Below are 17,897 nucleotides of genomic sequence, written 5' to 3' on the forward strand. Positions count from 1 at the left end.
TTTGAGATTGAACGGAAATTCAGGCCCGTGTACGGGACGTTAAGGCCGCCGTCACCGGCCATCGACATGCCCCCTGCACTCGCGCCGCGTTGCGCAAGCGCGCACACTGCGGCGCATGTGTCTGGTCGTTCTCGCGCACGCTGCGCACCCGCGATGGCGCTTGCTGCTGGTCGGCAACCGCGACGAATTCCACGCCCGTCCGACCGCGCCGCTGCAGCGCTGGCCGGCCCCGGCGCAGCGCCTGCTGGCCGGACGCGACCTGCGCTCCGGCGGTACCTGGGTGGGACTGGACGACGCCGGCCGCTGCGCCGTGGTCACCAACGTGCGCGACCCGCTGGCGGCGATGTCCGGCGCCTCGCGCGGCGCCCTGATCGCCGACTACCTGACCGGCGCGGAGCCGGCCGCGGCCTTTGCCGACGCGCTGGCGGCGCGCGCCGACGCCTATCCGCCGTTCAACCTGCTGCTGGCCGATGCCGCCGGCGCCGCCTACGTGGGCAACCACCCGCCCGGCCGCAGCGCCCTGGCGCCCGGCGTCCACGGCATGTCCAACGGCGCGCTCGACGCGCCCTGGCCGAAGACCCTGCGCCTGCGCGCGGCGGTGACCGCCTGGATCGCCGCCGGCGACGACGACCTGGCCCCGCTGTGGCGGGCGCTGGCCGACGAGACCCTGGCCGACCCGGCCGACCTCCCCGACACCGGGGTCGGCCCGGACCTGGAGCGGCGGCTGTCGCCGGCCTTCATCCGCGGCCACGACTACGGCACCCGCGCCAGCACCATCGTCGCGGTCGACGCCGCCGGCCATGGCTGGATCCACGAGCGCCGGTTCGGCCCGGACGGGGTGTTTCTGGGCGAGACGCGCCTGGAGAACCGGAACCTGGGGACGGATACCGGGAAGCAGTGACGCCTGCGCTCAGGCATCGACCCCGGCGGCGGTGGCGTGGCGGAACAGCGCTGGCCCGTCGGGTGACTGCAGTCGGGACTGAAGTCCCTCCCACAAGGGAAACACGGCGACGGCGGAGGGAAGCAACATGGAGACGGCGACCAGCCGGGATCCATGACGCCGCCGGCGTCAGCACCTGACAGGCGCGCAGCACAAGCGAGCGCCAGAGCGCGTCTGTAAAAGAAGAAAGTGGCGGAGCCGACCGATAAGCCGGGTTCTGTCGTGGACAGTCATTCTTCTAGGCGCACCGTCACCGGTACGCTCAAGCAACCTACCCGGACCCGACGCGGGCCGCGCCATGAGGTCCCTATTTGGTCTTGCTCCAGGTGGGGTTTGCCGTGCCGGTCCGTTACCGGACTCGCGGTGCGCTCTTACCGCACCATTTCACCCTTACCGGCCTGCTTGCGCAGACGTAGGCGGTATCTTTCTGTTGCACTAGTCCGTCGGCTCGCGCCGCCCAGGCGTTACCTGGCACCTTGCCCTATGGAGCCCGGACTTTCCTCGGCATCCCGCCGCACCGAAATGCGATTGGATGACGCGACTGTCTGGCCGGCTCCGCCGTGCCTATTGTCGCACGTGCAGTCGGCAACATGTTCCTGATCGCCAGCAGGCAGGCGCTGCGCGTTGCCTTACCCGCCGTACAAGGCCTTGCGCGAAGCGCCGGTCAGTTCGGCGGCGAGCTTGGCGGCGGTGGACGGCGGCAGGTGTTCGCTGAGCTTGGCGTAGACGCGGCGGCCTTCGGCCAACTGCGCGTCGGCATCGTCGCCGGCGCCCTGCACCATCAGCACGAACTCGCCCTTGCGCTGGTTGTCGTCGGCCTCGACCCGCGCGTGCAGGTCGGCCAGGGTGCCGTCGAGCACGGTTTCGAACAATTTGGTCAGTTCGCGCGCCAGCACCGCCGGGCGGGCGTCGCCGAAGGCGGCGCGGCAATCGGCCAGGGACTCGGCAATGCGGTGCGAGGCTTCGTAGAACACCAGGGTGCGTGGCTCGCTGGCCAACCGGACCAGGCGCTCGCGCCGCGCCGAGGCCTTGGCCGGCAGGAAGCCCTCGAAGGCGAAGCGGTCGCTGGGCAGGCCGGCCACGCTGAGCGCGGCGATCGCTGCGCAGGCGCCCGGGACCGGGCTGACCCGCACCCCGGCCGCGCGCGCGGCGCGCACCAGGCGATAGCCGGGGTCGCTGACCAGCGGGGTGCCGGCGTCGCTGACCAGGGCCAGCGACTGCCCCTCCAGCAGGCGCGCGACGATACGCTGCGACAGCGCCTCCTCGTTGTGTTCATGCAGCGCCAGCAGCGGCCGCTCGATCCCGAAGTGGGCCAGCAACTGGCCGCTGCGGCGGGTGTCCTCGGCACAGATCGCCGCCACCGTGCGCAGGGTCTCCTGGGCGCGCGGCGTCAGGTCGGCGAGGTTGCCGATCGGCGTGGCGACGACGTGCAGGGTTCCGGGCTGGGCGCTCATCTACGGGCTTTCCATGGTCAAGGGTAGAATCGTAGCGGTTTTCCCCGGCGCGCCCGGCGTGCCCAGCCGAATGGACCAGAAATGAACAAGCGATTCGCAAGGATTTCCGCCCTGTCGCTGCTGGCGTTGCTCATCGCCGGCTGCGCCACCTCCAGCGTGACGCCGAGCGCCTCGCCGGCCCAATCGGCGGCGCTGGCGCTGCTGGACCAGGGCAAGCCGCGGGACGCGGCGCAGCAGCTCGAGGCGCAGGCCGCCGGCGCCACCGGCAGCGCCCGCAACCAGTTGCTGGGCGACGCCGCCTTCGCCTGGTACGAGGCCGGCGACGCCGCCCGCGCGCGCAGCCTGCTGGCGCAGGTACAGACGCGGCAGTTGCCGCCGCTGAGCAAGGTGCGGGTGGCACTGGTCGAGGCCGAGCTGGCCCTGGCCGACCGCCAGCCGGCCAAGGCGCTGCAGGCGCTGGGCAGCGATCCGCAGGCGGTGCCGCAGAACCTGCGCGCGCGCTGGCACCTGGCCCGCGCGCAGGCGCTGGAAGGCACCGGCGACGCCAACGCGGCGCTGGACGAACGCGCCCGCGCCGACAACGGCCTCAGCGGCCAGGCGCGCAGCGACAACCAGCGCGCCATCGTGCGCCAGCTGGCCACGCTCAACGACGCCACCCTGCAGGCGCGCGCCGGCGCGCTGCCGGCCGGCGACCCGCTGTACAACTTCGTCGGCCGCGCCCTGCTGAGCCGCGGCCTGGCACTGCCGCGCCCGTTCGACCGCGGCGAGCAGTGGGGCTTCGACACCAGCAAGCGGCCGCCGGCCGAGCGCGACGGCTACCGCCCGCCGGCCAAGCTGGCGGTGCTGCTGCCGTTGAGCGGCAGCCTGGCCACCGCGGCCGCGCCGGTGCGCGACGGCCTGCTCGCCGGCTATTACGGCGAGACCCGGCGGCGCCCGCCGATCGACTTCATCGACACCACCGGCACCCCGGCCGGGGCGCTGGCCGCTTACCAGAAGGCGGTCGATGGCGGCGCCGACTTCGTGGTCGGCCCGCTCGGCCGCGACGAGGTCACCGCGCTGTTCGCGCGCGACGCGCTGCCGGTGCCGGTGCTGGCGCTGAACCGCGGCACCCACGCCCCGCCCGGCGGCAGCGCCGGCTTCTCCCTGGCGCCGGAGGACGACGGCATCGCCGCCGCCGAGTACCTGCTGGCGCACGAGCGCAGCAATACGTTGGTGATCGGCAGCAACGACGACAACGGCCGCCGTGCGGTGGCCGCGTTCCGCGACCGCTTCAGCGAGCGTGGCGGCAAGGTCGCCGGCAGCATCAGCGTGGCCGAGACGCCCGGCGACATCGCTGCGCAACTGCGCAACGCCGGCGCCGCCGACTCGGTGCTGCTGGCGGTGAAGGGCACTACCGCCCGCGCGCTGGCGCCGCAGCTGGCACTGGCCGGTTTCGCCGGCAAGACCCGGGTCGCGACCTCGCAGCTGGTGCTGGGCACCGGCAAGCCGGAGGACGACCTGGTGCTGGACGGCATCGTCTACCCCAGCGAACTGTGGAACGTGCGCGGCGTCGGCGGCCTGCCGGCGGCGACCAGCGTGGCCGACATGCTGCCGACCGCGCGCGGCCCGGCCGGGCGCCTGTTCGCGTTCGGCTACGACGCCTGGCAGATCACCGCGTACCTGGAGAAGCTGGCGACCGGCAAGGACAGCGCCCTGCGCGGCGCCACCGGCGTGCTGCACCTGGACGGCTTCGGCAACATCGTGCGCACCCCGGCCTGGTCCACCTTCAGCGGCGGGCGCCCGACCCCGCTGCCCGATGGAAACTGAGCGGCGCCGACGCGGCAACGCGGTGGAAGCGGCGGCGCGCGCCGAACTGGAGCGCGCCGGCCTGCGCTTGATCGCCGCCAACGTCGCCTTCCGCGGCGGCGAGCTGGACCTGGTGATGCAGCAGGCGCAGAGCTTGGTCTTCGTCGAAGTGCGCTACCGGCGCAGCACCGCGTTCGGCGGTGGCGCGGCCTCGGTGGACCTGCGCAAGCGCCGCCGCCTGCTGCTGGCGGCGCAACTGTTCCTGGCCGCGCATCCGCAGTACGCCAGCTGGCCATGCCGCTTCGACGTGGTCGAGGCCGAAGGCGACCCGCCGCGGCTGACCTGGCTGCGCGACGCGTTCCGCGCCGAGGATTGCTGAGATGCCCAGCATCTTCACCCACGCCGCGGTGCCGCTGGCGCTGTGGGCCGCCGCCGATCGCGGGCGCATCTCCACGCGCCTGCTCGGCGCCGGCATCGTCGCGGCGATGCTGCCCGACGCCGACGTGCTCGGCTTCGCCCTGCACATCCCCTACGCCGACGCCTTCGGCCATCGCGGCGCCAGCCACTCGCTGCTGTTCGCCGCGGTGCTGGGCGCGCTCGGCGCGCTGCTGCACCGGCCCCTGCGCGCCGGCGCATTGCAGGCGGCCACCTGGCTGTTCGTTTGCACCGCCTCGCACCCGTTGCTCGACGCGATGACCTCCGGCGGCCTCGGCGTGGCCCTGGCCTGGCCGTGGAGCGAGCAGCGCTGGTTCGCGCCGTGGCGGCCGATCCGGGTCTCGCCGTTCGCCAACGGCTTCTTCAGCGCGCGCGGCCTGGCCACGCTGCTGTCGGAACTGCGCTGGGTGTGGCTGCCGCTGGCGCTGGCGGTGCTCACCTGGAAACTGCTGCAGCCGCCCTCGCCCACCGCGTCTTCCTCTTCGCCGCCTTCGTCATGACCACACCGCTGCCCGCCGCGCTCACCGACACCCTCGCCACCCTGCTCGGCCCAGAGGGCTGGCGCACCGACGCCGACAGCCGGCGCAGCTACGGCGAAGACGATTCGCGGCGCTGGGCGCTGGCCGACGCGGTGGCGCTGCCGCAGACCCGCGAACAGGTGCAGGCGATCGTGCGCGCCTGCCGCGCGCACCGCGTGCCGCTGGTGGCGCGCGGTGCCGGCACCGGTACCGCCGGCGCCGCGGTGCCGTTCTCCGGTGGCGTGGTGCTGTCGTTCGCGCGCATGAACCGCATCGTGCAACTGCGCCCGGCGGACCGCTGCGCAGTGGTGGAACCCGGCGTGCTCAACGGCGACCTGCAGCAAGCGCTGGCGCCGCACGGGCTGTTCTGGCCGCCGGACCCGTCCAGCGCGGAGATCTGCAGCGTCGGCGGCAACCTGTCGACCAATGCCGGCGGGCCGCGCGCGGTGAAGTACGGCGCCACCCGCGACAACGTGCTCGGCCTGGTCGCGGTGACCGGCAGCGGCGAGGTGATCCGCTGCGGCGGCGCCTACACCAAGGACGCCACCGGCTACGACCTGACCCACCTGCTGGTCGGCAGCGAGGGCACCCTGGCGCTGATCGTGGAAGCGACGCTGAAGCTGTCGCCGCGGCCGCTGGCGCAGGCCGGGCTGCGCGCGTTGTACCGCGACGCCGCCGGTGCCGCCGCCGCGGTGTCGCGGCTGATGGCGCAGCCGAGCACGCCGACCATGCTGGAGTTCATGGACCGCAGCGCGATCGCGCTGCTGCGCCGCAACGGCAGCGACGTGCCCGAGGCCGGCGCGATGCTGTTGATCGAGGCCGACGGCGACCACGACACCCTGCCCTACGCGCTGCAGGCGCTGGGCGCGGCGGCCGAGGGCGACGGCCTGCTGGCACTAGACGTGGCCGCCGACGGCAGCGCGCGCGATCGCCTGTGGGCCGCACGCCGCGCGCTGTCGCCGGCGCTGCGCACGATCCGCCCGGGCAAGATCAACGAAGACGTGGTGGTGCCAGTGTCGCGCATCCCCGAGCTGGTCGCCGGCGTGGAAGCGCTGGCCGCCGAGTTCGACCTGCCGATCGTCGCCTTCGGCCATGCCGGCAACGGCAACCTGCACGTCAACATCATGTACGCGCCGGACGACGCCGCCGAAACCGCGCGTGCGCAGGCCGCTCTGCCGCGGCTGTTCGCGCTGGTACTGGCGCTGGAGGGCACGCTGTCCGGCGAGCACGGCATCGGCGTGGCCAAGCGCGACTACATGGACCAGGCCTTCGACGCCGCCACCCTGGACGCGATGCGCGCGATCAAGCGCGCGCTGGATCCGGATGGGATCCTCAATCCGGGGAAGGTGTTGCCGGAGCCTTGAGGGGGATTGGGGATTGGGGATTGGGGATTGGGGATTGGGGATTGGGGATTGGGGGTTCGGGGTTCGGGGTTCGGGGTTCGGGGTTCGGGGTTCGGGGTTCAGGATTCGGGATTCGGGATTCGGGATTCGGGATTCGGGATTCGGGATTCGGGATTCGCAACAGCGTCTTTCGCGTGCTGATCCATTGCAACGTCGCCATGCCGCCATGCCGTTGTAGGAGCGGCCTCAGCCGCGACGGGCATCACCGGTAAGACGACGGTCGCGGCTGAAGCCGCTCCTACGATGGACCGGGCGATCGCGGCACAAGCAATGGCATGGCGCTATCGCTGCCGTCGACCGATGCGGTGCGCGGCGGCGATGTGCCCTGCCGGACACTACTGCCGCGAATGCAGCTTTCAAGGCGCCTGCTCGGCAGGCGTGACCACGCTGACGTGATCGGCCCCTTCGGCGAGCGTCGGCGCTTCGAAGAGGTCGTGCACCGAGCGGATCGCCTCCTCCGGAACCTGTTCGTCCGCTGCCCGCTGCAGGTTCCGCGCAAGCGCAACGGGCAGTGCGACCTTGATCCAGACGATCTCGATCCGGGCGCCGGCCGCGTTCGCAATGGCGATGATCGGTGCCCGATGCCGGGCACCGGGCAGCGCCGCATCGAAGTAGACAGTGCATGGCCGTACCGGTTGCCGCGCAATCCACGTGGTCTTGCCCGCGCCCTGCAGGCCGCACACGATGACGACCGTCCAAGTGCCGGCGGATTCGCACGCACCGGCGAGGATCGTCGTCAGGGCATCGTGGCTTTGCCGCCACGCGGCTTGGTTGCGTTCCGGTGTCCACTCGCGGCCACATTCCGTTTGCAGGAAGTGGTCCGGGTTGACCACGATGGGAAGGGAGCACACGGTCATCTGTTCTTCCGTTTATCGCGTTCCACCGCCTCCAAGAGCACGCGTTGCCTCCGTAGGAGCGGCTTCAGCCGCGACCGGGCGTTACCGGGAAGCCCAAGGTCGCGGCTGAAGCCGCTCCTACGGACAGCGGGGAAGGCCGCTACATCCGATCACGCCGACGGACACTGCGCGCCGATGAAGCGCAACCCCACGCCCGGCTCGGTGGCGATGTAGCGCGGGGCCACGGCGCTGTCGCCGAGTTTCTGCCGCAGCTTGCCGACCAGGATGCGCAGGTAGTGGGTGTCGTCCTGATGAGTGGGCCCCCACAGTTCGCGCAGCAGTTGCGGCTGCGTCACCACGCGGCCGCTGTGGCGCAGCAGCAGGGCGAGCAGCGCGTACTCCTTGCGGCTGAGCGGCAGTGCCTCGCCGTCCAGGCGCACCTCGCGCAGGCCCAGGTGGATGTGCAGGTGGCCGTCGTCGAACACCGGCTCGGCCTCGCCGGCCACCGGCTGCATGCGCAGCAGCACGCGGATGCGCGCCATCAATTCCTGCACGCCGAAGGGCTTGGTCACGTAGTCGTTGGCGCCGGCGTCCAGCGCCTGCACCTTCTCGGCCTCGCCGGCGCGCACGGTCAGCATGATCACCGGCACCGACGACCATTGCCGCAGTTCGCGCAGCACGCTGTGTCCGTCCTGGTCGGGCAGGCCGATGTCCAGCACCACCAGTTCGGCGCCGTGCGCGGCCAGCTGCGCCAGGCCGGCGGCGCCGGTGTCGGCCTGCAGCACGCGGTAGCCCTGCGCGCGCAGGCTGATGTCGAGGAACCGGCGGATCTGCGGCTCGTCGTCGATGACCAGCACGCGTGGCGGCGGAATCGGATCGGCGTGGGACTCAGTCGGCATCGGGGCGGGACGGCGGCGCGGCGGGTTCGATGAGCGGCAGGGTAATGCGGATCGTGGTGCCGCGGCCATCCGGACCGGGCAGCGCCTCGACGCTGCCGCCGTGCGCGCCGATCATGCCCTGGCAGATGGTCAGGCCCAGGCCGGTGCCGTGGCGGCCGCGATCGCCGCGCTCGACGCTGTAGAACATGTCGAAGATGCGCGCGCGCTCGTCCTCGGGAATGCCCGGGCCGCGGTCGCTGATGTCGATGCGCAGGCGGCCCTCGACCATGCCGGCGGCGACGCGGATCGCCGCGTCCGCCGGGGAGAACTTGGCGGCATTCTCCAGCACGTTGAAGATCGCCTGTTCGACCAGCGCCGGGTGCACCCACAGCGTCGGCAGGTCCGCGGCCAGGGCGATGTCCAGGCGGACCTGCGGCTGGTAGCGCTGCAGGCGCCGCGCGGCCGAGCCGATCAGTTCGTCCACGCCGATCCAGTCGCGGTTCAAGGTCAGCCCGGTGTGGCCGAGCCGGGTCATGTCCAGCAGGTTCTGGATATAGCGGTCCAGGCGCTCGCCTTCCAGTTGGATGGTGTCGAGCAGGCTGCGGCGATCGTCCGCGTCCATCGCCTGGCCGTAGCTGGACAGGCTGCTGGCCGCGCCGATCATCGCCGCCAGCGGCGAGCGCAGGTCGTGCGAGACCGAGGACAGCAGTGCCGAGCGCAGCCGCTCGGTCTCGCCGCTGACTCGCGCGCTCTCCAGGTCGGCGACCAGGCGCGTGCGCAGTGCGGCCTGGCCGATGTCCTCGACCATCGCTTCGGCCAGGCGCTGCTGCTCCAGGCCCGGGCGCTGCACGCCGGCGCCGAAGCGCAGCCCGACCACGCCGATCGTGCCGCGCTCGTGGCGCACCGGCAGGAACCACCAGCTCGCGCCGGCCAGGGTGTCGGTGAAGCGGCCGGTGGCCTGGCCATGGCGCTGCGCCCAGTCGGCGGCGCTGCGGTCCACCGCGGCCATCGACGGCGCGTAGTCGTCGGCACCATCGTGCGCGCGCTCCAGCGGCTGCAGGCGCAGCCAGGCCTCGGCGTCGAGCGTGCCGGCGAGCGCGCGGCGGCCGGCCTCCAGCACCTGGCCGAGATCGGCGGCGCTGGCCAGTTCGCGGCCCAGCCGCTGCAGCGCGGTGGTCTGCGCGTTGGCCGCGCGCAGCGCCAGCACCTGCATGCGCAGGCGCGAGGCCAGGCGCCCGGCAACCAGCGCCGCGACCAGGAACAGCAGCACCGTGACCAGGCCCTGGCGCGCGCCGATGTGCAGCGTGTAGCGCGGATCGATGAAGAAGAAATCGTAGGCGAGGAAACTCAGGATGGCGGCCAGCACCGCCGCGGCCATCCGCGTCTTCGCCGCCACCATCACCACCGCGACGATGAACACCATCGACAGGTCGTCGATGCCGACCCAGCGCTCGGCCAGCCACCCCACCGCGACCGCGGCCAGGGTGGCGACCGTGGCGAACACCAGGTCGTCGCGCGACAGCCAATGCCCCGGGCTGCGCCAGCGCCGCCGCGCGCGGGCGCGCGCCTCCGGCGAACTGATGATCACCAGTTCGTAGTGCGCGCCGCGTTGCAACAGTTGCTGGGTCAGGGTGCGGTTGATCATGCGCGCCAGCGGGCGCTCGCGGGTGCGGCCCAGCACCAGCGTGGACACGCCGCTGCGCGCGGCGTGGTCGAGCAAGGTGTCGGCGACGTTGGCGCCGTGCAGCAGCGCGGCCTCGCCGCCGAGCCGGCGCGCCAGCGCGAACGCGCGGTCGATTTCCAGCTGCCAGTCGGCGTCGGGCTGCGCCTGGGTCTGCACGGTGACCACGGTCCACGGCGCACCGCGGCGCTCGGCCAGGCGTCGTGCCACCCGCACCAGGTAGTCGGACTGGCCGCGGCCGTCGATCGCCACCATCACCGTGCGCCGCAGCGCGACGCTGGTACGGCCCTGCGCCGCCTGCACGTCGCGCAGATCGTTGTCGACGCGGTCGGCCGCGGTCTGCATCGCCAGTTCGCGCAGCGCGGCCAGGTTCGACGGCGAGAAGAACGCCTGCAGTGCCTGCCCCGCCTGCTCGGGCAGGTATACCTTGCCCTGCTGCAGGCGCTCGATCAGCTCGCGCGGCGGCAGGTCGACCAGGACGATGTCGCGCAGGCGATCGAAGATCGCATCGGGCACGGTCTCGCTGACGCGCACGCCGGTGATGCGGTGGACCACGTCGTTGAGGCTTTCCAGGTGCTGGATGTTGACCGTGCTGTAGACGTCGATGCCGGCGTCGAGCAATTCCTGCACGTCCTGCCAGCGCCGCTCGTGGCGGCTGCCAGGTGCGTTGCGATGGGCCAGTTCGTCCACCAGCACCAGCGGCGGGCGCAGCGCCAGCAACGCATCCAGGTCCATCTCGTCCAGGGTGCGGCCGCGGTACTCCAGCCGCCGCCGCGGCTGCACGGTGAGGCCTTCCAGCAGCGCCGCGGTCTCGGCGCGGCCGTGGGTCTCGACCACGCCGACCACCAGGTTGCTGCCCTGCTGCTGCAACTGCCGCGCGCGCGACAGCATCGCGTAGGTCTTGCCCACCCCCGGTGCCGCGCCGAGGAACACGGTCAGGCGCCCGCCGCGCTCGCGCTGCAGTTCGCCGATCAGGGCATCGGCCTGTTGGGTGCGGGGATCAGACATGGTTAGTGGAGGCGGAAGTTTGGCGGGTGCGGGGACCCGGGACCCGGGACCCGGGACCCGGGACCCGTAAAAGCGTAACAGCGCTACTTCGCCTACCGCTGTTGCTGTTGCATTCGCTCTTCCCGGGCCCCGGGTCCCGGGTCCCGGGTCCCGGCGCCACCATCAAGCGCCAAGTTCAACCCAAGCACATTCACCCTCGCCTCCCCCAGCACGCCGAACTGGCGCGGCTGGGTCTGCGCGGCGACCAGGGCGGCGACGGTCTGCGGTGGCAGGCCGCGCGCGGCGGCCACGCGCGCCACTTGCAGTTGCGCGGCCTCGACGCTGATGTCCGGGTCCATGCCGCTGCCGGACTGGGTGACCAGGTCGTCCGGCACCTGCGCCGGGTCGATGCCCTCGCGCGCGGCCACCGCCTGGCGGGTGTCGTCCAGGCGCTTGCGCAGCTCAGGGTTGCTGCGCGCCTGGTTGCTGCCGGCCGCCGACATCGGGTCGTACTTGGCGCCGGATGGACGCGGCTGGAAGTAGCCGGCGGCAGCGAACGGCTGTGCCACCAGCGCCGAGCCGACCACGTGGCCGTCCTTGGTGCGCAGGCTGCCGTTGGCCTGCTCGGGGAACAGCGCGCCGGCCAGCACGGTGGCCAGCAGCGAGTACAGCGCCGCGGACGCGAGCACCAGCAGCGGCAGCACCAGCACGGCGCGCCAGCGCATCGGTTCGCGGGGGGAAACGGAGGACACAGTCATGGAGGCTATTCCGAAAGAGCGTATAGATCGGCGCTGGGGTCAGCCCAGCGCCACCAGCAACAGGTCGATGGCCTTGATCCCGACGAACGGCAGCAGCACGCCGCCCACGCCATAGATCAGCATGTTCCGGCGCAGCAGCGAGGTCGCCGAGGACGGGGTGAAGCGCACGCCGCGCAGCGCCAGCGGGATCAGCGCCGGGATCACCAGCGCATTGAAGATCAGCGCCGCCAGCACCGCGTTGGTCGGGCTGGACAGGTGCATCACGTTCAGCGCGGCCATCTGCGGGATCGAGGCGGCGAACAGTGCCGGCAGGATCGCGAAATACTTGGACACGTCGTTGGCCAGCGAGAAGGTGGTCAGCGCGCCGCGGGTGATCAGCTGCTGCTTGCCCACTTCCACCACCGCCAGCAGCTTGGCCGGATCCGAATCCAGGTCGACCATGTTGCCGGCCTCCTTGGCCGCCTGGGTGCCGGAGTTCATCGCCAGGCCGACGTCGGCCTGGGCCAGCGCCGGCGCGTCGTTGGTGCCGTCGCCGACCATCGCCACCAGGCGTCCGCCGGCCTGCTCCTGGCGGATGCGCGCCAGCTTGTCCTCGGGCGTGGCCTCGGCGATGTAGTCGTCGACGCCGGCCTCGGCGGCGATGGCCGCGGCGGTCAGCGGGTTGTCGCCGGTGATCATCACCGTCTTGACGCCCATCGCGCGCAGCCGCGCGAACTTCTCGCGCACGCCGTGCTTGACCACGTCCGACAGCTCGACCACGCCCAGCACGTGCCGGCCCTCGGCCACCACCAGCGGCGTGGCGCCGCTGCGCGCCACCTGCTCGACCCGGCTCTTCAGCTCCGCCGGCACCTGCCCGCCCAGCGCGGTGACGTGGCGGATCAATGCATCGGCGGCGCCCTTGCGGATCGACCGCGGCGGCTGCATGCCGGCCGCCGGCAGGTCGACGCCGGACATGCGCGTCTGCGCGGTGAAGGCGACGAACTCGGCACCGGCCGGATCGGCCGGCGGCAGGCCCTGCTCGCGGGCCAGGCGCACGATCGACTTGCCTTCCGGGGTCGGATCGGCCAGCGACGACAGCATCGCCGCCTCGCGCAGCTGCGCCACGTCCACGCCGCTGAGCGCATGGAACACGGTGGCCTGGCGGTCGCCGTGGGTGATGGTGCCGGTCTTGTCCAGCAGCAGCACGTCGACGTCGCCGGCCACTTCCACCGCCTTGCCCGACTTGGCCAGCACGTTGGCCGACAGCGCGCGGTTCATGCCGGCGATGCCGATCGCCGGCAGCAGCCCGCCGATGGTGGTCGGGATCAGGCACACCAGCAGCGCGATCAACAGCAGCGGATCCACGTGCACGCCGACGAAGCCGGCGATCGCCGGCAGCGTGGCGACCACGATCAGGAAGGTCAGGGTCATCGCCGCCAGCAGCATGGTCAGCGCGATCTCGTTCGGCGTCTTCTGCCGGTTGGCGCCTTCCACCAGCGCGATCATCCGGTCCAGGAAGCTGTGGCCCGGCTCGGCGGTGACCTTCACCAGGATCTCGTCGGACAGCACCTTGGTGCCGCCGATGACGCCGGAGCGGTCGGTGCCGGCCTCGCGCAGCACCGGCGCGGACTCGCCGGTGACCGCGGCCTCGTTGATCGTGGCCAGGCCGTGCACGATCTCGCCGTCGGCCGGGATCAGCTCGCCGGCCGAGACCACCACCAGGTCGCCCGGACGCAGTTCGGCGGCCGGCACGCTGGTCTCGCCGTCCAGCCGCGCGCTGGCGACCCGGCGCGCCACCAGGTCCTTGCGCGCGCGCCGCAGCGAGGCGGCCTGGCCGCGGCCGCGCGCCTCGGCCACCGCCTCGGCGAAGTTGCCGAACAGCACGGTGACCAGCAGGATCGCGGTCACCGCCCAGCCGAAGCCGGCCGGGCCCTGGCCGGCCACGGTGATCAGCGCCGACAGCAGCGTGCCAGCAAAGACCACGGCCATCACCGGGCTGCCGAGCAGATGCCGCGGCGACAGCTTCAGCACGCTGTCGCGCAGGGCCGCGCGCAGCGCCGCGGCATCGAACAGCCCAGGCCGGCGCGCCGGCGAAGAAGCCACGGAAGTAGAAGGAAGCGGGGTGCTCATCGTCGTCGTCTCAGTGCGCGGCCAGGGTCAGGTGATCGGCGATCGGTCCCAACACCAGGGCCGGCGTGAATTGCAGAACGGTCAGGACCGCGATGACCGCGATCAGGGTCAGCGCGAAGGTCGGGGTTTCCACCTGCAGGCTGCCGCCGGTTTCCGGCGCCACGCGCTTGCGCGCCAGTTGCGCGGCCACGATCAGCGGCACGATCAGCGCCGGATAGCGGCCCAGCAGCAGCACCGCGGTGCAGCTCAGGTTCCACCACGGAATACCGTCGCCCAGCCCCTCGAAGCCCGAGCCGTTGTTGGCGAACGCCGAGGTGTACTCGTAGAACACCTGGCTGATGCCATGGAAGCCGGGATTGGAGGTCGCCGAGATCGACGCCGGCAGGGCCAGGGTGACCGCGGTGAAGCCGAGCAGCACCAGCGGTTGCAACAGGATCAGCAGCGCTAGCAGACGCACTTCCGGCGCCTCGATCTTGCGCCCGAACAACTCCGGGGTGCGCCCGGTCATCAAGCCGGCCAGGAACACGCTCAGCAGCAGATAGACCAGGAACTGCTGCAGGCCGCAGCCGATGCCGCCCCAGATCGCGTTGATCAGCATGTTGACCATGGCCACGCCGCCGGTCAGCGGCGCCAGCGAATCGTGCATGGCGTTGACCGAGCCGTTGGAGGTTTGCGTGGTCAGCGACGACCAGGCCGCCGACGCATCGACGCCGAAGCGCACCTCCTTGCCTTCCATCATCGCGGCGCTGCCGGGCGCATGGCCTTCGGCCCACAGCGACACCGCGGTGGACGCCAGCGACATCACCAGCATGCTGCCGAACACCAGCGCGGTGAACTTGCGGCGTCCGGTGAACGGGCCGACCATGAACGCCACCGCCACCGGGATCAGCACGATGGCCAGCACTTCCAGCAGGTTCGAGAACGGCGTGGGATTCTCCAGCGCCATCGCGCTGTTGGGGCCGTACCAGCCGCCGCCGTTGGTGCCGAGCTGCTTGATCGCCACCATCGCCGCGACCGGGCCGAGCGGGATCTTCTGCGTCTGCTGCCCGGCGCTGGCGTCCAGCGGCGTGGCGACCGGACCGGCGGCCAGCGTCGACGGCACGCCCTGCTGGGTCAGCAGCAGCGTCCACAGCAGGCACAGCGGCAGCAGGAAGCGCAGCGTCGGCCGGATCACGTCGGCCCAGTAGTTGCCGAGATCGACGTCGTCCTCGCGCATCGCCTGATGCTGCAATCCCATGCTAGCCGCAGCAGGCAGCCGTCCCTGGCGCGACGCCATCGGCTCCGGATCGTCCGGCCCGGCCATCCGTGGCCGGGCGCTCACGGTCGCGGCCGATGCCGATAGGGCATCGGCCGAGCGTGCGACCGTTCGCCCACCGAACAGGCCGCGCAACGTCGCCGCCACCAGCGCCAGGCCCATCATCGGGGTGATGAACTGCAGGCCGACCACGCCCACCGCCTGCGACAGGTACGACAGCTGCGCCTGGCCCGAGTAATGCTGCTGGTCGGTGTTGGTGAGGAACGAGACCATGGTGTGCAGCGCCACGTCCCAACGCATGTTGGGCACCGCATCGGGATTGAACGGCAGCCAGGCCTGGGTCACGAACAGCGCGAACACCAGCACGCCCAGCACCAGGTTGCTGGCCAGGAACGCACCGGCATAGGCGCGCCAGTGCATGCCGCGCGCCGGATCGGTGCCGAGCAGGCGGTACAGCGGGCGTTCGATCCAGCCGAACAGCGCGTCGCCGCGCATCGGCGCCCCGCGCATCACCTTGGCCAGGTACAGGCCCAGCGGCCATCCCAGCAGCAGCGCGAGCGCATAGACAAGCAATGTATCGATCATGGAAGTGGCACTCGGCTCAGAAATCTTCGGGGCGCAGGATCACGTACAGCAGGTAACCGGCCGCGACGATCACCGCCACGCCGCAAACGAACGAAAGCCAACCGCTCATGGTCTCAACTCCGAAACAAAGGGACGACCCGCCGCAGGGCAGGCCGCAATCGCATGGGAATACCCCCGCGCGCGACGCGCACGGCGGCAGAAGGGAAGCGCAACATGGCGACGCACGCCGGGTCGGACAGGCCTTCTGGCCCAGGCCGGCATTATCGAAGCCGGCGCCATAAACTCTCCGTGGCGAAGCGGCGCGGCGCGCATAAATTCTGCGTAAAACCGCGCGACGCCGGTGATCGCGCGCGATCGCAGGCGCATCGCCAGGTCTGCGCCGGCAGCGCGCGATGCCGCGCGACGCCGCCGGCACCGCGTGCGCCGTCCTCAGTAATGCAGGATCGCGTCGATCAACGCCGTGGCCTGATGATTGCGGCGCCCCCCGTCGTAGGCGGGGAAATCGTAGGCGTGCTCGTAGCGCAGCTCGGGGCGGATCTCCAGGTCCTGCGACACCCAGTGGGTCAGCCCGATGGTGTGGCTGGAGTAGCGCGTGGCGAAGCCGGTGCGCTGGCCATCGTGGTCGTTCACGAACTCGTTGCGAATCGCCAGCATGTCCGACGCGCCGAGCTGGATGTTGACGTAGTTGACGATGGCATCGGCGGTGCTGCGTCCCAGCGGGAAGTCCGGCGCCTCGCCCAACGCATAGCCCGGGCGCCCGGTCGGCGCATGCGACTGCGACGGATCGGTGGCCAGCGCCTGGTCGCGCACGTAAAGGTGGTAGGCCTCGGTGAGCATGTGCACCTTCGGCGAGAAGCGGTGGCCCCAGGTCAGCACGAACTCCTGCAGGTTGTTGTAGGTCTGCGCGGCGTTGTTGTACGACTCCACGCAGGGATACAGCATGTCGTCGTTGCTCTTGGAGACCCAGCGCAGGCATGCCTGCGCGCTCAGCCGGCTGGTCGCGTCCCAGATCGCCGAATCGTCGCCGCCATGCACGCCGAGTTGCAGCGTCCACTGGTCGTTGAGCTTGGTGGTGGTGAGCACGCCCATGTTGGTATAGGCATCGACCGTGTACAGGATCGAATGGGTCAGCAGGTAGTTGTTCGGCGAGAACTGCGCCTCGATGTCCGGCAGCGACAGATAGCGGCCGACCGTGACCAGCATGCCCTGCGCCACCGACGGCAGGTACAGGTCCACGTGCGCGATCATCGGATCGTTGCCGTAGATCTTGCCGTTGAGCGCGCTGTTTGGCTGCGGGTGGTGCAGCAACTGGTCGCTGGTGACGCCCTTCATCGTGGTGTAGTGGTAGTCGTAGCCGTAGAGGTCGTCGAGGTGGAAGCCCCAGTCGACATGATCGGTCTGCACCGTGTCCGGCACGCGCTGCAGGCGGATCAACGCCTGGTTGAATTCGCCGCGGTTGGGCCGTGTGGAGTAGGACAGCGGATAGTTGGTGCGCGAGGACGTGCTGGCGTTGAGCGAGGGATTGATCCAGCCGTACAGCTCGATGCGGTTGCGCTGCATCCACTGCCCCACGCGCGTGCAGGCCAGCGCCTTCTCCACCGGATACTGCGCATTCTCGTTGGGCACGCCGACCGGATAGTCCACCGCGCCGAGCTGCCATTCGGCCGACGGGAACGGCGGCGAGGAGAACGGCGCCGCCAGGCCGCGGCGCGCCGGCGGCGGCGCATCGGGATCGGCCGGTTGCGCATCCTCGCGATAGGCGGAGGCCAGGCGCGAGAAGAAGCCATTGGCGCAATCGGCGCTGCGCGCCAGCGGCGCCGTGGCGGCATCGGAGGCCGGCATCGCCTCGGACACGGGCGCCGCCAGGCCCGCGGCGGCGGCATCGCCCGCACACAGCAGGGCCAGGGACAGGAACAGGGGATGGAGCTTCATGGACATTGCGACTTCGGCTCTGCAACGAGCCGTCCTTTTCGGGTGGAGGGAGGCAACGACAGCGCGCCGCCTCACGCGCACGCGCCATCGCAGGCGATGCGCCTGGTGGCGCATCGCGGGGAGAGAGGTGGAATGCGGCGCCGCGGCGGCGGCGTCAGCGGGTCACTGCGCGTGCAGTGAACGCGCGCGGCTGTGTGGAGGCGGATGCTGCGACGCGCTGCGACAGCCGCGGCGACGTCGCGACGTGCGAAGAATGGCGGCGATGCTGATGCGGACACCAGGCCAGTGCGCTCCCAGCGGATGCCGCAGGTGGCGCCTGCAGGCGGCCGTTGCAGGCAGCG

General features: G+C 71.4%; 14 protein-coding genes and 1 other RNA gene. 5 read left to right on the plus strand and 10 right to left on the minus strand.

The annotated features are described in order from the left end of the window. The first annotated feature begins 115 nt into the window (after window positions 1-115). Complete coding sequence (locus tag NUG21_RS17110; protein ID WP_160948106.1) at window positions 116-901, plus strand: NRDE family protein; 786 nt, start codon at window positions 116-118, stop codon at window positions 899-901. 229 nt (window positions 902-1,130) lie between these two features. Here NUG21_RS17110 and rnpB read toward each other — a convergent pair. Beyond that, window positions 1,131-1,497: RNase P RNA component class A (gene rnpB, locus NUG21_RS17115), an RNA gene on the minus strand. Between the two features lie 72 nt (window positions 1,498-1,569). Next, window positions 1,570-2,394 (minus strand): 16S rRNA (cytidine(1402)-2'-O)-methyltransferase, encoded by an 825-nt coding sequence (rsmI, locus tag NUG21_RS17120; protein WP_160948107.1) that lies wholly within the window; start codon window positions 2,392-2,394, stop codon window positions 1,570-1,572. 81 nt (window positions 2,395-2,475) lie between these two features. Here rsmI and NUG21_RS17125 point away from each other — a divergent pair, with 81 nt between their 5' ends. From NUG21_RS17125 to NUG21_RS17140, 4 genes are read left to right on the plus strand one after another with little or no spacing between them, the layout of a single operon-like run. Then, a complete protein-coding gene (locus NUG21_RS17125; RefSeq protein WP_160948108.1) occupies window positions 2,476-4,200 on the plus strand; it encodes a penicillin-binding protein activator in 1,725 nt (574 codons plus the stop codon). After that, the gene (locus NUG21_RS17130; RefSeq protein WP_160948109.1) at window positions 4,190-4,558 is read left to right on the plus strand and encodes a YraN family protein; all 369 of its coding nucleotides are present in this window, start codon (window positions 4,190-4,192) and stop codon (window positions 4,556-4,558) included. The genes NUG21_RS17125 and NUG21_RS17130 overlap by 11 nt, the downstream gene beginning before the upstream one ends. 1 nt (window position 4,559) lies before the next feature. Continuing rightward, on the plus strand, window positions 4,560-5,114 hold the full coding sequence (locus NUG21_RS17135) for a metal-dependent hydrolase (RefSeq protein ID WP_263391488.1): 555 nt from the start codon (window positions 4,560-4,562) through the stop codon (window positions 5,112-5,114). Further along, window positions 5,111-6,496 (plus strand): FAD-binding oxidoreductase, encoded by a 1,386-nt coding sequence (locus NUG21_RS17140; protein WP_263391489.1) that lies wholly within the window; start codon window positions 5,111-5,113, stop codon window positions 6,494-6,496. Before NUG21_RS17135 ends, NUG21_RS17140 begins: the two co-directional genes overlap by 4 nt. A gap of 395 nt (window positions 6,497-6,891) precedes the next feature. Here NUG21_RS17140 and NUG21_RS17145 read toward each other — a convergent pair whose 3' ends face one another. The 8 genes from NUG21_RS17145 to NUG21_RS17180 all read right to left on the minus strand — a co-directional run bounded on the left by NUG21_RS17145 (window position 6,892) and on the right by NUG21_RS17180 (window position 17,562). Further along, a complete protein-coding gene (locus NUG21_RS17145) occupies window positions 6,892-7,392 on the minus strand; it encodes an AAA family ATPase (protein WP_263391490.1) in 501 nt (166 codons plus the stop codon). A gap of 149 nt (window positions 7,393-7,541) precedes the next feature. Continuing rightward, window positions 7,542-8,270 carry a response regulator gene (locus NUG21_RS17150; RefSeq protein ID WP_263391491.1) on the minus strand — a complete coding sequence of 243 codons (729 nt, stop codon included), beginning with the start codon at window positions 8,268-8,270 and terminating at the stop codon, window positions 7,542-7,544. Then, window positions 8,260-10,938, minus strand: coding sequence for an ATP-binding protein (locus tag NUG21_RS17155; protein ID WP_263391492.1), 2,679 nt, complete (start codon window positions 10,936-10,938; stop codon window positions 8,260-8,262). Before NUG21_RS17155 ends, NUG21_RS17150 begins: the two co-directional genes overlap by 11 nt. 92 nt (window positions 10,939-11,030) lie before the next feature. Next, complete coding sequence (gene kdpC, locus NUG21_RS17160; protein ID WP_263393111.1) at window positions 11,031-11,642, minus strand: potassium-transporting ATPase subunit KdpC; 612 nt, start codon at window positions 11,640-11,642, stop codon at window positions 11,031-11,033. Between the two features lie 72 nt (window positions 11,643-11,714). Next, a complete protein-coding gene (gene kdpB, locus NUG21_RS17165; protein ID WP_184502387.1) occupies window positions 11,715-13,784 on the minus strand; it encodes a potassium-transporting ATPase subunit KdpB in 2,070 nt (689 codons plus the stop codon). A gap of 10 nt (window positions 13,785-13,794) precedes the next feature. Then, a complete protein-coding gene (kdpA, locus tag NUG21_RS17170; protein ID WP_263391493.1) occupies window positions 13,795-15,624 on the minus strand; it encodes a potassium-transporting ATPase subunit KdpA in 1,830 nt (609 codons plus the stop codon). A 16-nt stretch (window positions 15,625-15,640) separates the two neighbouring features. Further along, the gene (locus NUG21_RS17175) at window positions 15,641-15,733 is read right to left on the minus strand and encodes a potassium-transporting ATPase subunit F (RefSeq protein ID WP_010341961.1); all 93 of its coding nucleotides are present in this window, start codon (window positions 15,731-15,733) and stop codon (window positions 15,641-15,643) included. A 320-nt stretch (window positions 15,734-16,053) separates the two neighbouring features. Further along, window positions 16,054-17,562, minus strand: a complete 1,509-nt coding sequence (locus tag NUG21_RS17180) for an outer membrane beta-barrel protein (RefSeq protein WP_160948423.1) — start codon at window positions 17,560-17,562, stop codon at window positions 16,054-16,056. Between the last annotated feature and the right edge of the window lie 335 nt (window positions 17,563-17,897).

This window comes from Xanthomonas sp. CFBP 8445 (assembly GCF_025666235.1).
GTDB lineage: Bacteria > Pseudomonadota > Gammaproteobacteria > Xanthomonadales > Xanthomonadaceae > Xanthomonas_A > Xanthomonas_A indica.